We start from the raw sequence: 22,529 nt of genomic DNA on the forward strand, positions 1-22,529 counted from the left end.
TTTGATACTTCCCTCTATCTGGTTTTTGCGCCGGACTTCGCCGGCTGATTTTATTTTACCACACTTTTCTTATAAAGAACACCCGGCGCGGGCCAACCGGGGGAAAATTTTTCCGTTTTCCCTCTTGACTTCACTGTCATGAAGTGCTATAGTATCCTCAACAATTCACTGTACTGAATCAAGCACATTTCACACACGGCCAAGCAAAGGAGAGGGAACCTATGATTATCATTCTCAAGCAGGACGCGCCGGAGGCGCAGGTCCGTGAATTCTGCCACGAACTGACCACCATGGGCTTCGAGATCAACGACTCGAAGGGCCGCGACACCCACATTCTGGGCCTGATCGGCGACACCAAGGCCATAGCCGAGAGCTGGGTGTTGGCTAACCCCGTCGTGGAGACAGTGCGCCGGGTGTCGGAGCCCTACAAGAAGGCCAACCGGAAGTTTCATCCCGACGACACGGTGGTGGACATTGAAGGGGTCAAGATCGGCGGCGGGAACTTTGCCATGATTGCGGGTCCCTGCAGCATCGAGAGCGAGGAGCAGATCACCTACTGTGCCCAGCGGGTAAAGGCGGCGGGAGCCAGCCTGCTGCGGGGCGGGGCATTCAAGCCCCGCACGTCTCCCTACTCGTTCCAGGGGATGCGCAGCGAGGGTCTGGACCTGCTCAAGCTGGCCCGCCGGGCCACCGGCAGCCCCATTGTCACCGAAATCATGAACACCGAGCACCTGCCCCTGTTTGAAAACGTGGACCTGATCCAGATCGGGGCCCGGAACATGCAGAATTTCGAGCTGCTGAAGGCGGTAGGACGCCAGAACAAGCCGGTGCTGCTCAAGCGGGGTCTGGCCAACACCCTGGAAGAGCTGGTGATGAGCGCCGAATACATCATGGCCGAGGGCAACGAAAATGTGATCCTCTGCGAGCGGGGCGTCCGGACCTTTGAGACCAGCATGCGCAACACGCTGGACCTGGCGGCGGTGGTGATGCTGCACAAGATGACCCATCTGCCGGTGGTGGTGGACCCCAGCCATGCCTGCGGCCAGGCCTGGATGGTGCCCCAGCTGGCCAAAGCGGCGGTGGCGGCGGGGGCCGACGGACTGATGATCGAGGTGCACAACGACCCGGCCAAGGCCAAGTGCGACGGAGCCCAGAGCCTGACCCCCGACCAGTTCGATGAGCTGACCGCCTTCTTAAAGGAAGAAGTCACCTTCTTCGGCAAAACCTGGAACTAACCTACTTTTTCGGAGAAAAAGTAGGCAAAAAGCTTTTCACACGGGACCGTTGACTGCTGTGGGCTTCACAAGGCCCTGCCGGCGGCAAGCTTTCAGCCGCTTTATAAGGTTCCCGGCCTGCGGCCCGCTTTTTCGTGAAAAAGCTTGGCAAAAAGCTTTACCTGGTACCGCTGACTGCTGTGGGCTTCACGAAGTCCTGCCGGCGGCAAGCTTTCAGCCGCTTTATAAGGTTCCCGGCCTGCGGCCCGCTTTTTCGTGAAAAAGCTTGGCAAAAAGCTTTACCTGGTACCGCTGACTGCTGTGGGCTTCACAAGGCCCTGCCGGCGGCAGACTTTCAGCCGCTTTATGAGGCTCCCGGCCTGCGGCCCTGTGAGTCCAAGGCTTTGTGCAGCCTGTTTTTCACACGGTACCGCTGACCGCTGTCTGCTTCACGAAGTCCTGCCGGCGGGTTTGGTCCGCACATGTTTATATTCTTCCTGCAATCCTCCCCTGTGCCCCGGGTCCGCCCGGGGCTTTTTTGATGCGGCGGTGTTTTCTTTCGGCGGGGTTTGTGGTATACTCTGAACGATTCATCATCGGAAAGAGGTACACCCTATGAAAGCTCATATTGCCCGCAACCAGAACGCCGGGGTTCCCATGGTCCTGGCCTGGAATCTGGCCCCCGGGGACCGGGGCATCCTGGACGGGATGGCCGACGCCTTCGGGATGAAGGTACAGGTGGTCGCCCCGGCCCAGGCCGGCCAGACGGTGGCCCAGCTGCTGGGAGAGGTGCCGGTGAACGCCGGCCGCACCCTGGCTCTGGAGCCGGGAGCCTGTCCGCCGGCCATCGTGCTGGCCAACTTCCGCCCGCGGGACGCCGCCACCCTGTTTGACCTGCTGGACCAGGCCAAGGCCCAGATTCCCCTGCGGGCCACCGTGACGCCGGCCACCCGGCAGTGGGTCTTTGGGGACCTGCTGGCCCAGATGCTGGCCGAGAAAGGACAGGTAACCGCCCTGTGAAAACCATCCAGCGCCTTTTTGCCCTGGGGGCCTGTCTGGCCCTGACGATGGCCATGCTGGCGGGCTGCAGCCGCAGCCCCAAGACCACCGTCAGCGACAACGCCCAGCGGTTCAACGCCTACTATTTTGATGTCTTTGACACCATGACCCAGGTCATCGCCTACTGCGACAGCCAGGCCGAATTTAACAAGCAGATGGAGGCCCTCCACGCCGATCTGGTGGAGTATCACCAGCTCTATGACATTTATAATGATTACGAGGGCGTCAACAACATCAAGACCATCAACGACAACGCCGGCGTGGCCCCGGTGAAGGTGGATCAGAAAATCATCGACATGCTGGACGAGGCCCTGGAGCTGTACGACACCACCAACGGCCAGCTGAACGTGGCCATGGGCAGCGTGCTGGCCATCTGGCACGACTACCGCGAGGCCGCCGAGGCCGACCCCTCGGACGCCGACAACGCCCTGCCCACCCAGGAGGAACTGGAAGCCGCCGCCCAGCACTGCGACATCAACGACATCATCATCGACCACGAGGCCGGCACCGTCTATCTGGCCGACCCCGAGATGCGGCTGGACGTGGGCAGCGTGGGCAAGGGCTATGCCGTGGAGCAGGTCTGTCAGGCCGCCCAGGCCCGGGGCCTGGTCAGCGCCTCGGTGAGCGTGGGCGGAAACCTGCGTTCCATCGGCTCCAAGCCCAAGGGCCAGTCCTGGGAGAGCGGCGTGGTCAGCCCCTGGGATGACTCCATGCTGTACGACAGCTCCTCCTCCCTGATTGCGGTGGTCCAGTCCAACGACATGGCCCTGGTCACCAGCGGCGACTACCAGCGCTACTACACGGTGGACGGGGTGCGGTATCATCACATCATCGACCCCGACACCCTTTGGCCCGCCGATTACTTCACGGCGGTCACCATCCTCTGCCCCGACTCGGGCCTGGCCGACTGCCTGTCCACCGGCATCTTCTGCATGCCGCTGGAGGAAGGCATGGAGCTCATCGAAAGCCTGGACGGCGTCGAGGCCCTCTGGTGCACCAAGGACGGCCAGATCTACAAGTCCAGCGGCTTCGCCGCCTACGAGAGCCCGCTGGAGGAATAATCCCCCGCCAAAATCAAAAAGCCCGCCCTTCCGGAGCGTCAGCTCCCGGCAGGGGCGGGCATTTTTATGCGCGCGGCGCAATACACTTTATACCAACAGGCAAACCGTCAGGGCTGGAGCTTCTGGGGCGGCTCCAGCAGGTGGGTGGAACGGTACTCCCGGGGGGAGATGCCGTGTACATTCTTAAAGGCGCGGGAAAAATGCAGCTGGTTGTCGTAGCTGACCTGGGCCGCAATTTCCCCGATGGACAGGCGGGTCTCCTTCAGCAGCTGGGCGGCCCGGGCCATCCGGTAGTGGAGCAGGTAGGCCTGGGGGCTTTCGCCCACGGCGTCCCGGAACACTTTGCCGAAATAGCTGCGGTTGAGGCCGCTGACCGCCGCGATTTCCTCCACCGAGATGTCACGCTGATAGTTCTGCTCGATGAAGGTCAGGGCCTCCTTGACGTAAAAGTCCCGGACCCGGCGCTCGCCGCCGCACCGGCGGCCCGCCGAGCACTGGACCAGGCTGTCCAGAAACAAAAAGCCGTGGGCGATCAGGTGCACCGGGCTGGCGTCGGCGTGGTTGACGATGTACAGCATCTGCTCCTGCACCTGGCGGCCCGCCTCGGCGGTGCGGGGGGTATAGACCGGCTGGCTGCCGCTGATTCCCGCCAGATGGAGGCTCTCGTGGGCGCGCAGGCCGTCAAATTCCAGCCAGGTGTATTCCCAGGGGTCCTCCGGGTCGGAACGGTAGGTGGTGATATGGCCCGGCACAATCAAAAAGCCGTGTCCCGCCGGGATTTCGTATTCGTTGCCGTTGGCCAGCAGCACCCCCCGGCCCGCAATGGCGTAGTGAAACAGGTAATGGTTGCGGGCGTAGGGCCCATAGGAATGGGTGGGACTGGTGCGCTCCCAGCCGAACTGATACAGGTTCAGATCAATGAAACGCTCGTCCTTGAATACATGAAACTTCAGTTTTTCGGGGTCTTTCATCTCTTGATCCACGACAAACACCTCCCGGGTTTATTATATACCATAATGCGTCCCCATTTCAACTAAAAAGCTATATTTCCTAGAAAATGGAATATAAAAAACTGCATTGTGGCATTCAAAATCCTCTCCATACAATGTATAATATTTCCACAAGAGTGGAGTAAAAATTATGCAACGTGCACAACGCATAATTTTCTGTTCATATTTTCATCACAATGACGAAATAGGAACAGTCCTGTCTGACCAGCTGTCCGGACAAGCGCATTCCCATCCTTCAACCCCTTACCCAAGCAAATCAAAGGAGATGGCTTATGAAGAAGATTTCTCGCCGTTCGTTCCTTGCGGCTACAGCCGCGCTGGCGGCAGCAAGCCTGACCACCGGCTGCGGCGGTGCGAGCGATGGCAAGACCCATCTGACGTTCCAGATCTGGGACGTTGCCCAGCGCGACGGTATGCAGGCCATGTGCGACGCCTACACGGAACAGCACCCCGACGTCGTCATCGAGGTGCAGGTCACCAGCTGGGACGAGTACTGGACCAAACTGGAAGCGGCCACCATGGCCAAACAGGCCCCCGACATTTTCTGGATGCACACCAACGAGATCCTCAAGTACGCCGACAACGGCAAGCTGCCCGACTGCTCGGCCATCGTCGAGACCGAGCACTTTTCCGACATTTCGCTGGCCAACGCCAGCGGCTCGGACGGCAAGCTGTACGCCGTCCCCAAGGACAAGGACTCGGTGGGCCTGGTCTACAACAAAGAAATGTTTGACGCCGCCGGCGTCAGCTACCCCGACGAGACCTGGACCTGGGACACCCTGGTGGAAGCTTCCCAGAAGATCTACGACGCCACCGGCTACTACGGCTACATGGCCTACGGCGACGACCAGCTGGGTTACTGGAACTTCGTCTATCAGGCCGGCGGCAGCATCCTGACCGAGGACAAGACCCGCGCCAACTTCACCGATCCCGCCACCAAGATGGCCATGGATTTCTACATCGGCCTGCAGAAGTACGACTGGTGCCCCACCCAGACCTACTTCGCCGAGACCGCCCCCGGCACCGCCTTCTTCTCCGAGAAGGGCGCCATGTTCCTGGAGGGCGACTGGAACATCCTGCCTGAGCTGCAGAACTATCCCGACATGGTGGGCAAGTGGGACGTGGCCGTCCTGCCCAAGTGCCCCAACCCCATGAGCGGCGATGGCCGGGCCACCATTTCCAACGGCCTGTCCTACGCCACCACCAAGACCAACAAGCATCTGGATGTGGTCATGGACGTGCTCAAGTTCTTCGGCAGCGCCGAGGGCCAGCGCATCCAGGGCGAGAGCGGCGCCGCCATCCCGGCCTACATCGGCATGGAGGACAGCTGGGTCAGCTGCTTCGACCAGTACCCCATCAACATCACCTGCTTCATTGATATGTTCGACTACTGCGTCCAGAGTGTCAACAACGCCGCCCGTCCCGAGTGGAAAACCCCGGTCAGCGACACCCTGCTGAAGATCTACACCGGCGCCCTCTCCCTGGACGACGGCCTGAACCAGATGCAGCAGATTGTGGACCAGGCCAGCGCCGAGTACTACGAAGAATAAAGGAGGCACATCATGGAAAAAACGTCCAAACTGGGCCGCGACGGAGCCGTCTGGGGTCTGATCATGGTGGCCCCCACCATCATCGGTCTGATCGTGCTGAACATCTGGCCCTTCATCGAGACCATTTACATGAGCTTTTCCAAGTCCCTGCCCTTCGGCGAGTTCGAGTTTGAGGGCATCGACAACTACATCGAGATGTTCCAGAACGCCGAGTTCTGGAAGGCCACCGGCAACACCATCTTCTTCTGCATTATGACGGTGCCCGTGGGCATCTTCCTGTCCCTGATCGTGGCCGTCCTGCTGAACAGCAAGATCCGCGGCCGCACCACCTTCCGCGCCATCTTCTTCCTGCCCATGGTCGTCGCTCCCGCCGCCGTGGCCATGGTTTGGAAGTGGATTTTTAACTCACAGTATGGTATTATTAATACACTGCTGGGCCTTGACATCGGCTGGCTGACGGATTCCCACATCGTGCTGATTACCTGCTCCATCGTCCAGATCTGGAGCAACATCGGCTACGACGCGGTCCTGCTGCTGGCTGGCCTGCAGAACATCTCGGTCAGCCTGTACGAGGCAGCGGATCTGGACGGCGCTTCCAAGGTGCGCCAGTTCTTCAGCATCACCCTGCCCATGGTCTCCCCCACGTTGTTCGTCGTGCTGATTATGCGTCTGATGTCCTCCCTGAAGGTCTTTGATCTGATCTACATGATGGTGGACGACGCCAACCCCGCCCTGAACGATGCACAGAGCCTTATGTCCCTGTTCTACCGCGAGAGCTTCATCGCCGGTGACAAGGGCTATGCCTCCGCCATCGTCGTCTGGACCGTCCTGCTGATCGGTGCCGTGACCCTCATCCAGTTCATCGGCCAGAAGAAGTGGGTCAATTACGAGGTGTAAAAGATGGATACTACTGCAACCAAAAGCATGAAAAACTCCAAGCGGGTTACCAAGGCTCTCACTTATGCAGTCCTGATCCTGGGCAGCATCCTCATGATCTTCCCCTTTGTGTGGATGGTCCTGACCTGCTTCAAGACCCAGGCCGAGAGCATGGCCATTCCGCCCCAGATCCTGCCCTCCCAGTGGAACTTTGACAACTTCGTCACCGCCCTCGAAAGCCTGCCCTTCGTCAACCTGTACATCAACACCGCCCTGCTGATCTTCTTCCGCGTGGTGTGCGCTGTGATCTTCAGCTCGATGGCCGGCTACGCTTTCGCCAAGCTCCACTTCCCCTTCAAGAACGCCCTGTTCGCCATCATCCTGGTTCAGATGATGCTGCCCAGCCAGATCTTCATCACTCCCCAGTACCTGATGCTGGCCAAGGTGGGCATGACCAACTCCATCTTCGCCCTGGTGTTCCCGGGCCTGGTCTCCGCCTTCGGCACCTTCTTCCTGCGGCAGGCGTATCTTGCCATCCCCAACGACATCGCTGAGGCCGCCTATCTGGACGGCTGCAACAAGTGGCAGGCTTTCTACAAAGTCATGCTGCCCCTGACCGGGCCCAGCATGGCCGCTCTGGCCATCTTCACCGCGGTGTTTGCTTACTCCGACCTGATGTGGCCTCTGATCTGCAACACCGACCTGAACATGATGACCCTGTCCGCCGGCCTGTCCACCCTGAACGGCCAGTTCACCACCAACTTCCCCGTCCTGATGGCAGGCAGCCTGCTGGCTATGGTTCCCATGGTCATCATCTACCTGCTGTTCCAGAAGCAGTTCATCCAGGGCATTGCCATGACCGGCGGCAAGTAAGCCGACGCGTCACCCTCTGCACTGTTTGACCGGCAGCGTCCGGCCCGCCTGCCCTGCCCCCCGCGGGCGCAGGCGGCGGCCTGCCACCCCATTTGCCGCAATGGTGCCCGGCCCCCAGATTGGCTGGGCGCCATTTTCAGGTTATAATGCTGAAAGAAGGAGGATACTGTCTATGAGTATCCGCAAAGACCCCGAAACCGGCCTGATCACCCTCCACACCGCCCATACCAGCTATCAGCTGTGGGCCGATGAGCTGGGCATTGTGCATCATCTGTACTACGGTCCCTCCATCGGCGAGGCCGACCTGCGCGGTCTGGAGTTCCGCTCCGACTGCGGTTTTTCGCCCCAGCCCGCCGGGCTGGACGCCCAGCGCGACTACTCCCTGGACACCCTCTGCCAGGAATACACCGGCAGCGGGGTGGGCGACTACCGCATCGGCTGCCTGCGCCTCACCGCCGCCGACGGCAGCCGTGCCGCCGACCTGCGGTTTGCCGGGGCGGAGATCCTGCCCGGCAAGTACGAGCTGCCCGGCCTGCCCGCCGCCTTTGACAACGGCGGCGAGTGCGAGACCCTCCGCCTCACCCTGAAGGACCCGGTGACCGGCCTGACGGTGGTGCTGCTGTACGGCGTCTACCACGACGCCGACGTCATCACCCGGGCCGCCCTGGTGGAAAACGGCGGCTCCGCCGCCATCCAGCTGGACAAGGCCGCTTCGGCCTGCCTGGACCTGCCCTTCGGCGAGTGGGAGCTGATCCACTTCCACGGGCGCCACTGCATGGAGCGTCAGCCTGAGCGCACCCCGCTGGCCCACGCCATCCAGACCCTGCGGTCGGCCCGCGGCGCCAGCAGCCACCAGCACAATCCCTTCGCCATTCTGGCCGCTCCCCACACCACCGAGGACGCCGGCGAATGTCTGGGGGCCATGCTGGTCTACTCGGGCAACTTCAAGATCGAGTGCGAGGTCAGCCAGATGCACTCCACCCGTCTGGTGGCAGGCATCAGCGACGACGACTTCCGCTGGACCCTGGCCCCGGGCGAGCAGTTCGTGACGCCGGAAGTGCTGTTCAGCTACAGCGCAAAGGGTCTGAGCCAGCTGTCCTGGCAGTATCACCACTTCCTCCAGCACAACATCATCCGCAGCGTCTGGCGGGACCACCCCCGCCCCATCCTCATCAACAACTGGGAAGCCACCTACATGGACTTTGACGCCCAGCGCATCTGGGACATCGCCCGCCAGGCCAAGGAGCTGGGCGTGGAGATGCTGGTGCTGGACGACGGATGGTTCGGCAGCCGGGTGGACGACCGCAGCGGCCTGGGCGACTGGCAGTTCAACGAGAAAAAGCTGGGCTGCACCTTCAACGAGCTGATCGGCAAGATCCGGGAGATGGGCCTGCTGTTCGGCCTGTGGATCGAACCTGAAATGGTCAGCCCCAACGCCGAACTGTACAAGGCCCACCCCGAATGGGCACTGACCATTCCCGGCCGGGCCCCCACCACCGGCCGCAGCCAGCTGGTGCTGGACATGGGCCGTCCCGACGTGGTGGACTACCTGTACGGGCTGTTCCATCAGCTGCTGGCCGACCACGACATCTCCTACATCAAGTGGGACATGAACCGCAACATGACCGATGTGTTCAGCCGGCTGCTGCCCACCGAGCGCCAGGGCGAGGCCGCCCACCGCTATATGCTGGGCCTGTACGACCTGCTGGGCCGCCTGACCCGGGACTTCCCCGAAGTTCTGTTTGAGGGCTGCGCCGGCGGCGGCGGACGGTTTGACGCCGGCATACTGGCCTACTGCCCCCAGATCTGGTGCAGCGACGACACCGACCCCATCCACCGCATCAAGATCCAGTACGGCACCTCCTTCGGCTATCCTCCCGCCGCCATGGGCAGCCATGTTTCGGCTTCCCCCAACCACCAGACCGGACGCAGCACCCTGCTGTCTACCCGGTCCACCGTGGCCATGGCCGGCACCTTCGGCTACGAGCTGGACCTGCAGCGCCTGACCGAGGACGAAAAGGACGAGGTCCGCTGCCACATCCAGCAGTGCAAGGAGATCCAGCCCCTGGTGCTGAACGGCCGCTATGACCGCCTGACCGACGCCATGACCGACACCTGCTTCACCGCCTGGCAGTTCACCGCCCAGGACCAGAGCCGCGCCATGGTCAGCGTGGTGGTCATCGACCCCCAGGCCAACCCCTGGCCCATCCATGTCCGCCTCAAGGGCCTGGACCCCAGCGCCCTCTACCATGAGACCCTCACCGACCACACCTACACCGGCGCCGCCCTGTGCCATGCCGGGCTGACACTGCCCATCATGCAGGGAGACTACCCCGCCGTCCAGATCATGATTGAAAGGATCGATGCCGTATGACCGAACAGGAAAACGCACTCTTTCGGGCCCGTTTGGCCCGCCACCACGACGAACTGCGGTGGCTGTACATGGAGCTGTACGACAATGGCTCCATGTTCGCCGAGCTGTGCAACCAGATGTACCGCTTTGCCGAGATGCGCAGCGCCGCTCTCAAGGCCCGGGACGCCGCCCGTGAGGCCGAGCCCGAGTGGTACAAGCACCGTGACCTGCTGGGCATGATGCTCTACATCGACAACTTCGCCGGCAACCTGAACGGCGTCCGCGGCAAGCTGGACTACCTGCAGGAGGCCGGGGTCAACTGCCTGCACCTGATGCCCTTCCTGAACACGGTGAAGGGCCGGGACGACGGCGGCTACGCCGTGGCGGACTTCCGCACGGTGCGGCCCGACCTGGGCACCATGGAGGACCTGGAAGCCCTCACCGCCGCCTGCCATGACAAGGGGATCAACGTCTGCATGGACTTTGTCATGAACCACACCAGCTGCGACCACGAGTGGGCCCAGCGGGCCCTGGCGGGGGACGGCGAGTACATGAGCCGGTATTTCTTCTTTGACAACCCCGAAATCCCCGCCGAGTACGAAAAGACGGTGCCCCAGGTGTTCCCCACCACCGCCCCCGGCAACTTCACCCGCCTGGAGGACGGCCGCTATGTGATGACCACCTTCTATCCCTACCAGTGGGACCTGAACTACCGCAATCCCCGGGTGTTCAACGAGATGATGTACAATTTCCTGTTCCTGGCCAACCAGGGCATGGACATCATCCGGATCGACGCGGTGCCCTACATCTGGAAGGAGCTGGGCACCAGCTGCCGCAACCTGCCCCGGGTCCACACCATCGTCCGGATGATGCGGATGATCGGCGAAATCGTCTGCCCCAGCGTCATCCTGCTGGGTGAAGTGGTGATGGAGCCGGTGAAGGTGGTTCCCTACTTCGGCACGGTGGACAAGCCCGAATGCCATCTGCTGTACAACGTCACCACCATGTGCACCACCTGGCATACGGTGGCCACCCGCGACACCCGCCTGCTGCGCAAGCAGCTGGACAGCGTCAGCACCCTGCCCAAGGAATATGTGTTCCTGAACTATCTGCGGTGCCACGACGACATCGGCTGGGGCCTGGACTACGACACCCTCAAGACCTGGGGCATGGACGAGGTGCCCCACAAGAAGTACCTGAATGACTTCTTCCAGGGCCGCACCGAGGGCAGCGTCAGCCGGGGCGAGCTGTACAACGACGACCCCACCACCGGCGACGCCCGGTTCTGCGGCACCACCGCCAGCATGTGCGGCCTGGAGTCGGCCCAGACTCCCGCCCAGGTGGACACCGCCATCGGCTTTGACCTGACCCTCCACGCCATGATGCTGTTCCAGTCGGGCATTCCCATGCTGTACAGCGGCGACGAGATCGGCCAGCTGAACGACTACACCTACAAGGACGACCCCGCCAAGGCCGCCGACAGCCGCTACGTCCATCGCGGCGCCCTGCCCTGGACCCGGGCAGCCCAGCGCACCGACAAGACCGCACCGGCCGGCCGGATCTTCCAGGGCCTCCATCAGCTGGAAACCCTCCGCCGCACCAACCCCGCCTTTGAGGCGTCGGCTCAGGTCCGCACCCTGGACACCGGGGACGTGGCCGTCCTGGGCCTGGTGCGCACCGGCGGGGACCAGACCCTGGTGGGCCTGTTCAACTTCGGCGGCGACACCCACGAGGTGGCCCTGCCCGCCGGCACCTACCGCGACATGACCGCCGCCGGACGCAAGAAAAAGACCTTCTCCGGCTCGGTGACCCTGCCGCCCTACGGCTTCTTCTGGCTGCAGCAGCAGGGCTGACACACGCAATTTCAGCTTTCTGCACAGGCAGCGTTTCCCCCATACACCGCCAGCCCCCCGCCGGGGCCGGCGGTTTTTGTTGTCCGGGGCACAGCCGGGCTTTTTTCCGCGGGGGGCTTGACATTGACGCGGCGTCAACGGCTATACTGGCCTCAAGGAGGGAACCACACCATGGAATACACCATTCAGGAACTGTCGCGCCTGTCGGGGGTGACCACCCGCACCCTGCGCTGGTACGACCAGATCGGCCTGCTGAAGCCCAGCCGCATCGCGGCCAACGGCTACCGCTGCTACGGTCCGGCCCAAGTGGACCGGCTGCAGGATATTCTCTATTACCGGGCCCTCGGGGTGGAGCTGGCCCGGATCAAGGCGTATCTGGACGACCCCTCCTTTGACCGCCGGGCGGCCCTGAAAAGCCATCTGGCCGCCCTGGAAACCCGGCGCCGCCAGCTGGACCGGCTGATTGATTCGGTCCAGCGGACCATCGACGCCCAGGAAAGGAACGAGATCATGAACGACCACGAGAAATTTGAAGCCTTCAAAGAGGAAACCATCCGGCGCAACGAGGCCGACTACGGCCCGGAGGCACGCCGCCGCTACGGGTCCGGCCCAGTGGACGCCGCCCACAAGGCCATCCGGGGGATGACTCCTGCAGCCTATCAGGAATGGACCAGCCTGGACCAGGAAATCCTCGCCCGGCTGGAAGACGCCGTCCGGTCCGGGGCCTCCCCCGACGGGCCGGAAGGCCAGGCCCTGACCCGGCTCCACCGCCGGTGGCTGACCTTTACCATTCCCGCCTGCGACGCGGCCCAGCACCGGGGCATCGCCGCCCTCTATGTGGCGGACCCCCGCTTCACCGCCTACTACGACCGCAATCTCCCCGGCTGCGCCCGGTTTTTGTCCGAGGCCGTGGCCCGCTGGGCGGAGTAAGAGGGCCAACAGCTGATAAAGAGGCCGGAGCACCGCACTCCTGCGGTGCCCTGCATGTTCGGTGCATCAAGGCGGGGGCGCGCAAAACCGAGGTACAGCTCCGGGCCGCCGCTGCCCGAATTCTCTGCGCCGAACATGGCCGTGGTGTTTATCGCAGGGCAAATATAGGGAGCTGTCCGGACGTGACGAAAAGCCAGGCCACGCAAAACCTTGCATCGTACCGCGCCGCAGGCGCAAACGCCGGGAGCGAGCCGGAGCGTACATGTTCCGCGGAACGGCCGGAGACCCGGAAAGTGTATGGTACCCAGTGAAAAGCTTTTTGCCTACTTTTTCTCGAAAAAGTAGGCAGGTTTGGATTGAAGCCGGATGCAAAACCTGATATAATCGGTCAAAAACATTCCAGGAGGCAGCTTCATGCAGGAGCACATCTTCTCTACCCTCAGCGGGGATATTCATTACTGGACCGATTTCAGCGCGCCGGAGGCTATGACTTTGGTCTTTTTGCCCGGCCTCACCGCCGACCACCGTCTGTTCCAAAAACAAATCGAATCCTTTGAGGGCCGGTATCGCCTGCTGGTCTGGGACGCGCCCGGCCACGGGGCATCCCGGCCTTTCCATCTGGACTTCACCCTGCGGGATATGGCCGACTGGCTCCACGAAATCCTCCAGCAGGAACAGGTGGACACCTTCTGCCTGATCGGCCAGTCCATGGGCGGATATGTGGCCCAGAGCTTGCTCCAGACCTATCCCGACGAGGCCGCCGGCTTCATCTCCATTGATTCAGCCCCCCTCAAGCGGCCCTACACCACCAGCGCCGAAATCTGGATGCTGCGCCACTGCGAACCGGTATACCAGGCCATCCCCTGGGACCTGCTGCGGAGCGCCGGTCCCATCGGCTGCGCCGAGACCCCCTACGGCCAGGCCCTGATGCGCCAGATGATGGACTGCTACGGCCATGCGGAATACGCCGCCCTGTCCGGGCACGGCTTCCGCATTCTGGCCGACGCCATGGCCGCCAACCTCCCCTACCGGATCGACTGTCCCGCCCTGCTGCTGTGCGGCATCCGGGACCACGCCGCCTCCACCCAGCGCTATAACCGGGCCTGGGCCCAGGGCGAGGGCCTGCCGCTGGTCTGGGTGCCCGCCGCCGGCCACAACTCCAACACCGACAACCCGGTCTTTGTCAACCGGCAGATCGACCTCTTTGTCCGCAAGCTCTCCCCGCTGCTGTGACGCCGGGCCCTGCTGCAACACGAAATCACCTTTTTGGGACGGAGAAACGGAGGCATCATCCCATGAACAAACACACCGGCACCTTATGCGTCTTTCTGGCGGCGCTGCTGTACAGCATCGGCGGTCTGTGCATCAAGGTCATCCCCTGGAACGGCATGTCCATCAACGGCGCACGCACCCTCATCGCCCTGGTGGTCATCGGCATCTATCTGGCCATCATCCGCCACAAACCCCGGTTCAACCGGTGGATCTTCCTGGGCTCGCTGTGCATCTTCGGCACCAACGCCCTCTATTCCGTGGCCAACAAGCTGACCACCGCCGCCAACACCATCGTCCTCCAGTTCACCGCCCCCATCTTTGTCATTGTCTTTTCGGCCCTGTTCTGGAAGCGCCGGCCCCAGAAACTGGATATCTCCGCCTGCGTGGTGGTGTTCGGCGGGGTGCTGTTCTTCTTTGTGGACAGCCTGGAGGCCGGCGGCGCCCTGGGCAATGTGCTGGCCATCCTGTCCGGCGCGGCCTACGGCGGCGTCTTCCTGCTGAACGATTTCCCCGACAGCGACGCCATCTCGGCGGTCTTCTGGGGCGACGTGCTGTCGGCGGTGACCGGCCTGCCCTTCCTGCTGCAGGAACAGCCCCTGGCCCCCACCGCCCTGTTCAGCCTGGTGATTCTGGGCGTCTTTCAGGTGGCGGTGGCCTACATCCTGCTGACCATCGGCCTGCGCACCACCCCCGCCGTCACCGCCAGCCTGGTGTCCGGCATTGAGCCGGTGCTCAATCCCCTGCTGGTGGCGCTGTTTTACGGCGAGACCATCGGCCGGTTCGCCTTCATCGGCGCGGCGGTGGTCATCTGCGGCGTGGTGGGCTACAACGTCCTGAAAGGCATGCAGGACAAGACCGCCCAAAGCCAAAAGACAGCCTGAGTCTTTAACCTATAGGAACTTCCAATTTTTCACCTTGATCCGCTCCGCTGGATGCAGTCGCCGTTCGCGCCTCTTGCGCTTAGCCGATTTTTGCGGCGCGCCGCGGAGGGCGCTTGCAAAAACCGGAGCGCTGCGCCAGCTTTGGCCCGACTGTTTCGTCCACTGGACGCGCCAGGCCAAAGCTGCCCTGGACCCAAAAGAGGAAGTCGCGGCGTTCAAAAGCCTAAAAAACACTGTCATGCCTGGCCCGTAAAAACTTACAGGGCCTCAAATGGCGGCACGGGTGTTTTTCTTAACGGCTTTTGCCCGCCGCTCCAATAAAATCCCCCGCGGCTGCGCCGCCGCCCCCAATGGGGGCTTGCGGCCACTCCACTAACCTAGAAACCGCAAAAAGACCCCGTTTCCATCAGGAACCGGGGTCTTTTCTTATAAAAAATGTCCAGACCGGACGACATGTGCGTACGGTCTGGACAGATACAAAGAAGCAGCGCTTACTTCAGCACCGCGCCCAGGTTGGCGCTGGTGACCATCCGGGCATAGCGGCTCAGCCAGCCGGTGCGGATGTTGGGTTCGGGGGCCACATAGCGGGCACGGCGGGCGGCCAGCTCCTCCTCCGACACTTCCAGGTTGATGCTGGCGTTGGGGATGTCGATGGTGATGGTATCCCCTTCCTCAATCAGGCCGATGGGGCCGCCCGAAGCGGCCTCGGGGCTGACGTGGCCGATGGCCGCGCCGCGGGATGCGCCCGAGAACCGGCCGTCGGTGATGAGGGCCACGGTGGTGTCCAGCTTCATGCCGGCCAGGGCCGAGGTGGGATTCAGCATCTCACGCATGCCGGGGCCGCCGCGGGGGCCTTCGTACCGGATGACCACCACGTCGCCGGGAACGATCTTGCCGCCGTAGATGGCGGTGATGGCCTCCTCCTCGCTGTTAAAGACCCGGGCCGGGCCGCTGTGCTGCTGCATCTCGGGGGCCACGGCGCTGCGCTTGACCACGCAGCCGTCGGGGGCAATGTTGCCCCACAGGATCTGCAGGCCGCCGGTCTCACTGTAGGGATTGGTGATGGGCCGGATGGCGTTCTCGTTCAGGATGCGGGCGCCCTGGATGTTCTCGCCCAGGGTCTTGCCGGTGACGGTGGGGACATCCAGGTCCAGCAGGCCCTTCTTGGCCAGCTCCGCCTGCACCGCCGGGATGCCGCCGGCGGCGTACAGGTCGGGCATATGGGTGGGGCCGGCGGGGGCCAGGTGGCACAGGTTGGGGGTGCGGGCCGAAATCTCATTGAACATCTTCAGGTCGATGGGCACCCCTGCCTCGTGGGCGATGGCCAGCAGGTGCAGCACCGTATTGGTGGAGCAGCCCAGAGCCATATCGCAGGTCAGGGCGTTGCGCAGGGACCGCTCGTTGATGATCTGGCGGGCGGTAATGTTCTTGCGCACCAGCTCCATCACCGCCATGCCGGCGTGCTTGGCCAGCTGCAGGCGCTTGGAGTACACCGCCGGGATGGTGCCGTTGCCGGGCAGGGCGATGCCCACCGCCTCACACAGGCAGTTCATGCTGTTGGCGGTATACATGCCCGAGCAGCTGCCGCAGCTGGGGCAGCAGTTGCAGGTGCAGTCCTCCAGCTGGTCGTCCGAGATCATGCCCGCCTTATAGGCGCCCACCGCCTCGAACATCTTGGACAGGCTGACCTCCTCGCCGCCGTAGCTGCCCGCCAGCATGGGGCCGCCCGAGCAGACCACCGCCGGCACGTCCAGGCGGACGGCAGCCATCACCATGCCGGGAACGATCTTGTCGCAGTTGGGCACCAGCACCAGGCCGTCCAGCTGGTGGGCCTGGCACATGGTCTCGACGCTGTCGCAGATCAGCTCACGGCTGGGCAGGCTGTACTTCATGCCCACGTGGCCCATGGCGATGCCGTCGCACACGCCGATGGCCGGCATCAGGATGGGGGTGCCGCCGGCCATCTGGACGCCGGCCTTGACCGCATCCGCGATCTTGTCCAGGTTCATGTGGCCCGGCACAATCTCGCTGTAGGCCGACACCACGCCGATCAGGGGGCGGTCCAGCTCTTCGGGGGTATAGCCCAGGGCATAAAACAGGCTGCGGTTGGGCGCCCGCTCCGAACCCTTCTTCACATTATCGCTTCTCATGGGGTGTATCTCCCTTCTGCCAAATCAAAAAACCGGTCCCGGCGTCGCCACCGGGGCCGGAAAGAAACAGTCTCTTACTTCTTCAGCCAGCTCATCATGCTGCGCAGCTCAGAGCCAACCTTCTCGATGGGGTGCTCGGCCTCCATGCGGCGCTGGGCCAGGAAGTGGACCTTGCGGCCGCCCTTGTCGCTCATCTCGGTGAGGAACTCGGAAGCAAAGGTGCCGTCCTGGATCTCGGTCAGGACCTTCTTCATCTCCTTGCGGGTCTCCTCGGTGATGAGGCGCTTGCCGGTGCGGTAGTCGCCGTACTCGGCGGTGTTGGAGATGGAGTAGCGCATCTTGGAGAAGCCGCCCTCGTTGATCAGGTCGACGATCAGCTTCATCTCGTGGCAGGTCTCAAAGTAAGCCATCTCGGGGGCGTAGCCGGCCTCCACCAGGGTGTCGAAACCGGCGTGGATCAGCTCGCAGACGCCGCCGCACAGGACAGCCTGCTCACCGAACAGGTCGGTCTCGGTCTCCTCACGGAAGGTGGTCTCCAGGATGCCGGCGCGGCCTGCGCCGATGCCGGAAGCATAAGCCAGGGCGATCTCCTTGGCCTTGCCGGTGTAGTCCTGCTCCACGCAGATCAGAGAGGGGCAGCCCTCGCCCTCGGTGTACAGGCGGCGGACAATGTGGCCGGGGCCCTTGGGGGCGATCATGATGACGTCCACGTTCTTGGGAGGAGTGATGGTCTTGAAGTGGATGTTGAAGCCGTGGGCAAAGGCCAGGGCCTTGCCCTCGGTCATGTAGGGAGCCACCTGCTTATAGTAAATGTCGGCGCACAGCTCGTCGGGCACCAGCATCATGACCACGTCGCCGGCCTTGGCGGCGTCCTCAACCTCCATCACCTGGAAATTGGGGTGGTTGGCGGCAAACTCAGATGCCTTGGCCCAGTGGCTCGAGCCCTTGCGCAGGCCCACCACCACGTTCACGCCGCTCTCGGCCAGGTTCTCGGAATGTGCATGGCCCTGGCTGCCGAAGCCGATGATGGCAACGGTCTTGCCGTCCAGAACACCCAGGTTGCAGTCGCTGTCGTAATACTTCTTGATTGCCATAATCGTTGTCTCCTTTTACTGTTTCTCGTTTCAGAATGCCAGAAGATCTATTTCTCTCCGTCCCCCTCTCGAGGAGCGAAAAACCAATGTTATTTGGGGCAGCTCTGGCCCGGCAGCGGGAACTGGACCGCCCGGATTTCCTGGGGCGGCTTCTGCATCCGCTGGTGCATCCCGCCCCGCTCCATGGCCGTCACGCCGGTACGGCACTGCTCCAGAATGGTGTAGCCCTCGAACATCCGCAGGAAGGCGTCCACCTTGTCGGGCTTGCCGGTCAGCTCAAAGACCATGCTGTCGGGGGACAGGTCGATGATTTTCGCCTTGTAAATGCTGGCGATCTCCCGCAGCTCGGCCCGGTTGACCACGGTGGCCGCCACCTTCAGCAGCAGCAGCTCCCGCTGGAGGGCCTTGCGGTCGTCCAGCACAAACACCTGGCGGGTTACCTCCAGACGCTCGGTCTGGAGCAAAAGCTGATTGAGGCGGTTTTCATCGCCGTACACCGTGACGGTGATGCGGCTGATGGTGGGGTCGTTGGTGGCCGAGACGGTCAGGCTCTCGATATTGAAGCCGCGGCGGGTGAACAGGCTGGACACCCGTGCCAGAACGCCGGTCTGGTTATCCACCAGCAGGCTGACCACCTTGCGCTGTTCCGTATGTTCCATGCTGGTCCCTCCTTTATTCCATCATAATATCCCGGATGTCGCCGCCGCCCGGAATCATGGGCAGCACCTTTTCGTCCTTGCCGATCATGCATTCGATCCAGGTGGGGCCGTCGTTCTTGAGGGCCTCGGCGAATGCGGCCTGGAACTGGGCCAGGTTTTCGCAGTGGTAGCCCTTGAGGCCGAAGCCCTCGGCCAGCTTGACGAAATTGGTGTGGCGGTGGGGGTCGGTCTGGGAGTAGCGCTTGCCGTAGAAGGCGGTCTGCCACTGGCGGACCATGCCCAGAACCTGGTTGTTGAAGATGACGGTGATGATGGGCAGGTTGTAGCTGACGGCGGTGCAGGCCTCGTTGAGGTTCATATGGAAGGAGCCGTCGCCGGTGAGCATCACCACCCGCTGGTCCCGGCCCAGAGCCATCTGGGCGCCGATGGCGGCGCCGTAGCCGAAGCCCATGGTGCCCAGGCCGCCGCTGGTGATGAAGCCGCGGCTCTTGGTGTGGCGCAGGTACTGGGCGGCCCACATCTGATGCTGGCCCACGTCGGTGACGTAGACGGCCTCGGGGCCGCACTGGCTGCAGATCTCGCCGATGACCTGATGGGGCATCAGGCGGCTGGGGTCGGACACCGGGTGGTAGTCGTGGGCCTGCCAGTCATGGATCTGGGCCATCCACTCGGGGTGCTGGGCCTCCTTGATCTTGGGGAGCATGGCCTGCAGGATATAGGCTGCGTCGCCCACCACCGACAGGTCCACCTGCACGTTCTTGTTGACCTCGCTGGGGTCGATGTCGATCTGGATGATGGTGGCCTTCTTGGCGAAGGTGCTGGGCTTGAGGGCCACCCGGTCGGAAAAGCGGGTGCCGATGGCCACCACCACGTCCGCCTCGCTGACCGCCCGGTTGGCGGTGTAGCAGCCGTGCATGCCGATCATGCCCAGGCTCAGAGGATCGCCGTAGGGCACCACGCCGGCGCCCATCAGGGTGTAGGTGGCGGGGATGCCGGCCTTATGGATCAGGTCCCGCAGGGGCTGGCAGCTGGCCGCGCTGCGGACGCCGCCGCCGAAGTAGACCAGGGGCCGCTCGGCGCCATTGATCAGGTCCGCCGCCCAGGACACTTCCTTTTCATCAAAGGTGGTGACGGTGCGGATGGGCTCGGACTGCTTGGGGGTGAACTCGCACTTGTTGGCGGTGACGTCCTTGGGGATATCCACCAGGACGGGGCCCTTGCGGCCGCTCTGGGCGATGCGGAAGGCCGCCCGCATGGTGTCGGCCAGGTCCTCCACCCGGCGGACGGTGAAGTTGTGCTTGGTGATGGGCATGGTGATGCCCTCGATGTAGGCCTCCTGGAAGCTGTCGCGGCCCAGCAGGTCGGTGGAGACGTTGCCGGTGAAGGCCACCATGGGGATACTGTCCATATAGGCGGTGGCGATGCCGGTGACCAGGTTGGTGGCGCCCGGACCGCTGGTGGCCAGCACCACGCCGGTGCGCCCGGTGGCCCGGGCGTAGCCGTCCGCCGCATGGGACGCGCCCTGCTCGTGGGCGGTCAGCACATGGGTGATCCGGTCTGCATTTTTATACAGTTCGTCGTACAGGTTCAGCACTGCGCCCCCAGGGTAGCCGAAAATGGTATCGACGCCCTGCTCGCAGAGGACCTCGACGAAAATTTGAGAACCGTTGAGCAGCATGTTTTTCCCTCCTCTTTACTCCTAACCAAAGCCAACGTCCAGGGGCCGGCCGCAATAAATAAAAAAGCCCTCGTCCCCTGTTGCCCAAGAGACAAAGACCTTAATACGTAAGTTCTCTGCGGTACCACTCTCGTTGACACGGCGTTGGCCGCGCCCTCTCACGGGCCTCACTTCCCCTCTGGTTCCGATAAGGCCCTGCACGATAACGGGTGCACCCGGCACTGCTTACGGGACCCGCGACGGGCCGCTCAGCAGGCTGCTCCGGGAGGACTTGGCGCGCGGGCCACCGGCCGCCTTGCACCGTCCGGCGGCTCTCTGAACAGCAAATCTCCCGCGGGTTACTTGTTCCCATCCACGCATTTTTGTTGTTTGTGTTGAAACTTACTATACTAGAAAAAGGGCGTCTTGTCAATCAATATATTTTGCAACGCGATTCGTCTTTCACATGAAAATAATTCACTGTGCTAAATTCCCCCGCACCGCTCCAAAACCCAGTCCCCGGGCCGAAAAACCGGTTTTTCACGTCTCTGTGGCCTCCGGCCGCCGGGCTGGACTTTTCCCCTGCCCTGCACTATACTTAAAAGGTATATATACCATTTCCACTGTTTGATGCGAGGGGGATATTCCAATGAAAATACAGGATCTCAGCGCGCGGCTGGGAGGGTTGGCGGTCTTTCGCGGGCTGCTGGAAGACCCTGTGATTGCGGCCTACGCGCATTTTGTCCAGGCCCTGGCCGACGGGGCGGGCCGCGGTGCGGTGTGCCAGGCGGCGGGGCAGTTTGAGGCGCTGCTGTTCGGGGCCGACACCGACGATTTCAGCGAGTACCTGACGGCGGCGGTGCTGGAATGCGAAAACATCTGCGCCCGCCGGGCGGCCCGGGGCGCTTTGTCCCCGGCCCTGGAAAAGGCCCTGGACAGCGAGCTGCACTTTCTGGAGGAGCTGTCGGGGCTGGGCCTGGACCAGCTGCTGCTGGCCGCCGGCCTGACCCCGGCCCAGCGGGAGGAACTGGCCTTCCTGCCCCGGTGGACCGCCCATCCCACCGGCCTGGCGGCCAGCTACGAGGCCCGTCTGTCCGAGATGGGCCGGCTGGGATACGGCATGTTTGCCCGCCACCACGTCTTTACATTGAATGAGGAGGGCAGGCTGACCCCGGTGCGGCATCCCGATCCCCAGCGGCTGGCCGACCTGCCCGGCTACGAGCGGGAGCGGGAAAAGATCCTGGCCAACACCAAAGCCCTGCTGGCGGGCCTGCCGGCCAACAACGTCCTTCTGTACGGCGACGCCGGCACCGGCAAGTCCAGCGCGGTGAAAGCCATCGTCAACGAGTACGCCCCCGAGGGGCTGCGTCTGGTGGAGGTGAAGAAAAACCAGCTCTACCTGCTGCCCGACCTGATGGACCAGCTGGCGGCCAACCCGCTCAAGTTCATCCTGTTCATCGACGACCTGAGCTTTGCCTCCAACGACGACAATTTCGCCGCCCTCAAGGCCATTCTGGAGGGCAGCGCCGGAGGCCGGGCCGCCAACATTGCGGTGTACGCCACCTCCAACCGCCGCCATCTGGTGAAGGAAACCATGACCGACCGCACCGGCGACGACATCCACGAGGCCGACACCCGCCAGGAAATGATGAGCCTGTCGGCCCGGTTTGGTCTGGTGGTCACCTTCCAGCGGCCCGACAAGGCCCTCTACAGCCAGATTCTGCTGGAACTGGCCCGTCAGTATCAGCTGACCATCCCGGAACAGCAGCTGGTCACCATGGGCGAGGCCTTCGCCATCCGGGCCGGCGGCCGCAGCCCCCGGGCCGCCAAGCAGTTCATCGAACAGTGCCGCGCCGGGGTGGTCTGAGCCGCCCGCTTCCAATCCATATAAAACAAAAATCCGCGCGCTCTCCGGTTTGTGAACTGCACCCCATTTGTTAGACAGTATGGTATACTGGATAACAAGTGGGGTGTTTTATTATGCCAAAAGGAATACCGAACAAACGCTACACGCCGGAATTTAAGCAACTGGTAGTA

17 protein-coding genes are annotated in these 22,529 nt (G+C 62.8%); 12 read left to right on the plus strand and 5 right to left on the minus strand.

Annotated features, from left to right (window positions below; genetic code table 11):
* Positions 1-221 precede the first annotated feature (221 nt).
* The 3 genes from aroF (at position 222) to B5G28_RS07790 (ending at position 3,334) form a co-directional block, all read left to right on the plus strand.
* Positions 222-1,235, plus strand: coding sequence for a 3-deoxy-7-phosphoheptulonate synthase (gene aroF, locus B5G28_RS07780; protein WP_087247557.1), 1,014 nt, complete (start codon positions 222-224; stop codon positions 1,233-1,235).
* Positions 1,236-1,829: 594 nt separating this feature from the next.
* A complete protein-coding gene (locus B5G28_RS07785) occupies positions 1,830-2,234 on the plus strand; it encodes a DUF3783 domain-containing protein (protein ID WP_087247559.1) in 405 nt (134 codons plus the stop codon).
* Complete coding sequence (locus tag B5G28_RS07790; RefSeq protein ID WP_242967522.1) at positions 2,231-3,334, plus strand: FAD:protein FMN transferase; 1,104 nt, start codon at positions 2,231-2,233, stop codon at positions 3,332-3,334. Before B5G28_RS07785 ends, B5G28_RS07790 begins: the two co-directional genes overlap by 4 nt.
* A 107-nt stretch (positions 3,335-3,441) precedes the next feature.
* On the opposite strand, the gene B5G28_RS07795 is transcribed toward B5G28_RS07790, so the two are convergent.
* Positions 3,442-4,317, minus strand: a complete 876-nt coding sequence (locus tag B5G28_RS07795; protein ID WP_343215547.1) for an AraC family transcriptional regulator — start codon at positions 4,315-4,317, stop codon at positions 3,442-3,444.
* Positions 4,318-4,616: 299 nt separating this feature from the next.
* Between B5G28_RS07795 and B5G28_RS07800 the strand changes: the two genes are divergently transcribed.
* The 8 genes from B5G28_RS07800 to B5G28_RS07835 all read left to right on the plus strand — a co-directional run bounded on the left by B5G28_RS07800 (position 4,617) and on the right by B5G28_RS07835 (position 14,932).
* Entirely contained in the window at positions 4,617-5,894 is a 1,278-nt protein-coding gene (locus tag B5G28_RS07800; protein WP_087247563.1) for a sugar ABC transporter substrate-binding protein, read from the plus strand.
* Positions 5,895-5,906: 12 nt separating this feature from the next.
* The gene (locus tag B5G28_RS07805; RefSeq protein WP_087247565.1) at positions 5,907-6,791 is read left to right on the plus strand and encodes a sugar ABC transporter permease; all 885 of its coding nucleotides are present in this window, start codon (positions 5,907-5,909) and stop codon (positions 6,789-6,791) included.
* 3 nt (positions 6,792-6,794) lie between these two features.
* Positions 6,795-7,643, plus strand: coding sequence for a carbohydrate ABC transporter permease (locus tag B5G28_RS07810; protein ID WP_087247567.1), 849 nt, complete (start codon positions 6,795-6,797; stop codon positions 7,641-7,643).
* Between the two features lie 172 nt (positions 7,644-7,815).
* A complete protein-coding gene (locus B5G28_RS07815) occupies positions 7,816-10,017 on the plus strand; it encodes an alpha-galactosidase (RefSeq protein ID WP_087247569.1) in 2,202 nt (733 codons plus the stop codon).
* Entirely contained in the window at positions 10,014-11,849 is a 1,836-nt protein-coding gene (locus B5G28_RS07820; protein WP_087247571.1) for an amylosucrase, read from the plus strand. Before B5G28_RS07815 ends, B5G28_RS07820 begins: the two co-directional genes overlap by 4 nt.
* Before the next feature lie 171 nt (positions 11,850-12,020).
* Complete coding sequence (locus B5G28_RS07825) at positions 12,021-12,779, plus strand: MerR family transcriptional regulator (protein ID WP_087247573.1); 759 nt, start codon at positions 12,021-12,023, stop codon at positions 12,777-12,779.
* A 414-nt stretch (positions 12,780-13,193) separates the two neighbouring features.
* Positions 13,194-14,012 (plus strand): alpha/beta hydrolase, encoded by an 819-nt coding sequence (locus B5G28_RS07830; RefSeq protein WP_087247575.1) that lies wholly within the window; start codon positions 13,194-13,196, stop codon positions 14,010-14,012.
* A 62-nt stretch (positions 14,013-14,074) separates the two neighbouring features.
* Positions 14,075-14,932 carry a DMT family transporter gene (locus B5G28_RS07835; protein WP_087247577.1) on the plus strand — a complete coding sequence of 286 codons (858 nt, stop codon included), beginning with the start codon at positions 14,075-14,077 and terminating at the stop codon, positions 14,930-14,932.
* Positions 14,933-15,423: 491 nt separating this feature from the next.
* Here the strand turns inward: B5G28_RS07835 and ilvD are convergent, their stop codons facing one another.
* The 4 genes from ilvD to ilvB all read right to left on the minus strand — a co-directional run bounded on the left by ilvD (position 15,424) and on the right by ilvB (position 20,513).
* Complete coding sequence (gene ilvD / locus B5G28_RS07840) at positions 15,424-17,082, minus strand: dihydroxy-acid dehydratase (RefSeq protein ID WP_087247579.1); 1,659 nt, start codon at positions 17,080-17,082, stop codon at positions 15,424-15,426.
* Between the two features lie 74 nt (positions 17,083-17,156).
* A complete protein-coding gene (gene ilvC, locus B5G28_RS07845) occupies positions 17,157-18,176 on the minus strand; it encodes a ketol-acid reductoisomerase (protein WP_087247581.1) in 1,020 nt (339 codons plus the stop codon).
* A gap of 89 nt (positions 18,177-18,265) precedes the next feature.
* Positions 18,266-18,835 carry an acetolactate synthase small subunit gene (ilvN, locus tag B5G28_RS07850; protein ID WP_087247583.1) on the minus strand — a complete coding sequence of 190 codons (570 nt, stop codon included), beginning with the start codon at positions 18,833-18,835 and terminating at the stop codon, positions 18,266-18,268.
* 13 nt (positions 18,836-18,848) lie between these two features.
* Positions 18,849-20,513 carry a biosynthetic-type acetolactate synthase large subunit gene (ilvB, locus tag B5G28_RS07855; RefSeq protein WP_087247586.1) on the minus strand — a complete coding sequence of 555 codons (1,665 nt, stop codon included), beginning with the start codon at positions 20,511-20,513 and terminating at the stop codon, positions 18,849-18,851.
* A gap of 628 nt (positions 20,514-21,141) precedes the next feature.
* Here ilvB and B5G28_RS07860 point away from each other — a divergent pair.
* Entirely contained in the window at positions 21,142-22,359 is a 1,218-nt protein-coding gene (locus B5G28_RS07860; protein ID WP_087247588.1) for an ATP-binding protein, read from the plus strand.
* Positions 22,360-22,529: the final 170 nt, after the last annotated feature.

The organism is Faecalibacterium sp. An77 (genome assembly GCF_002161315.1).
In the GTDB taxonomy this organism is placed as follows: domain Bacteria; phylum Bacillota; class Clostridia; order Oscillospirales; family Ruminococcaceae; genus Faecalibacterium.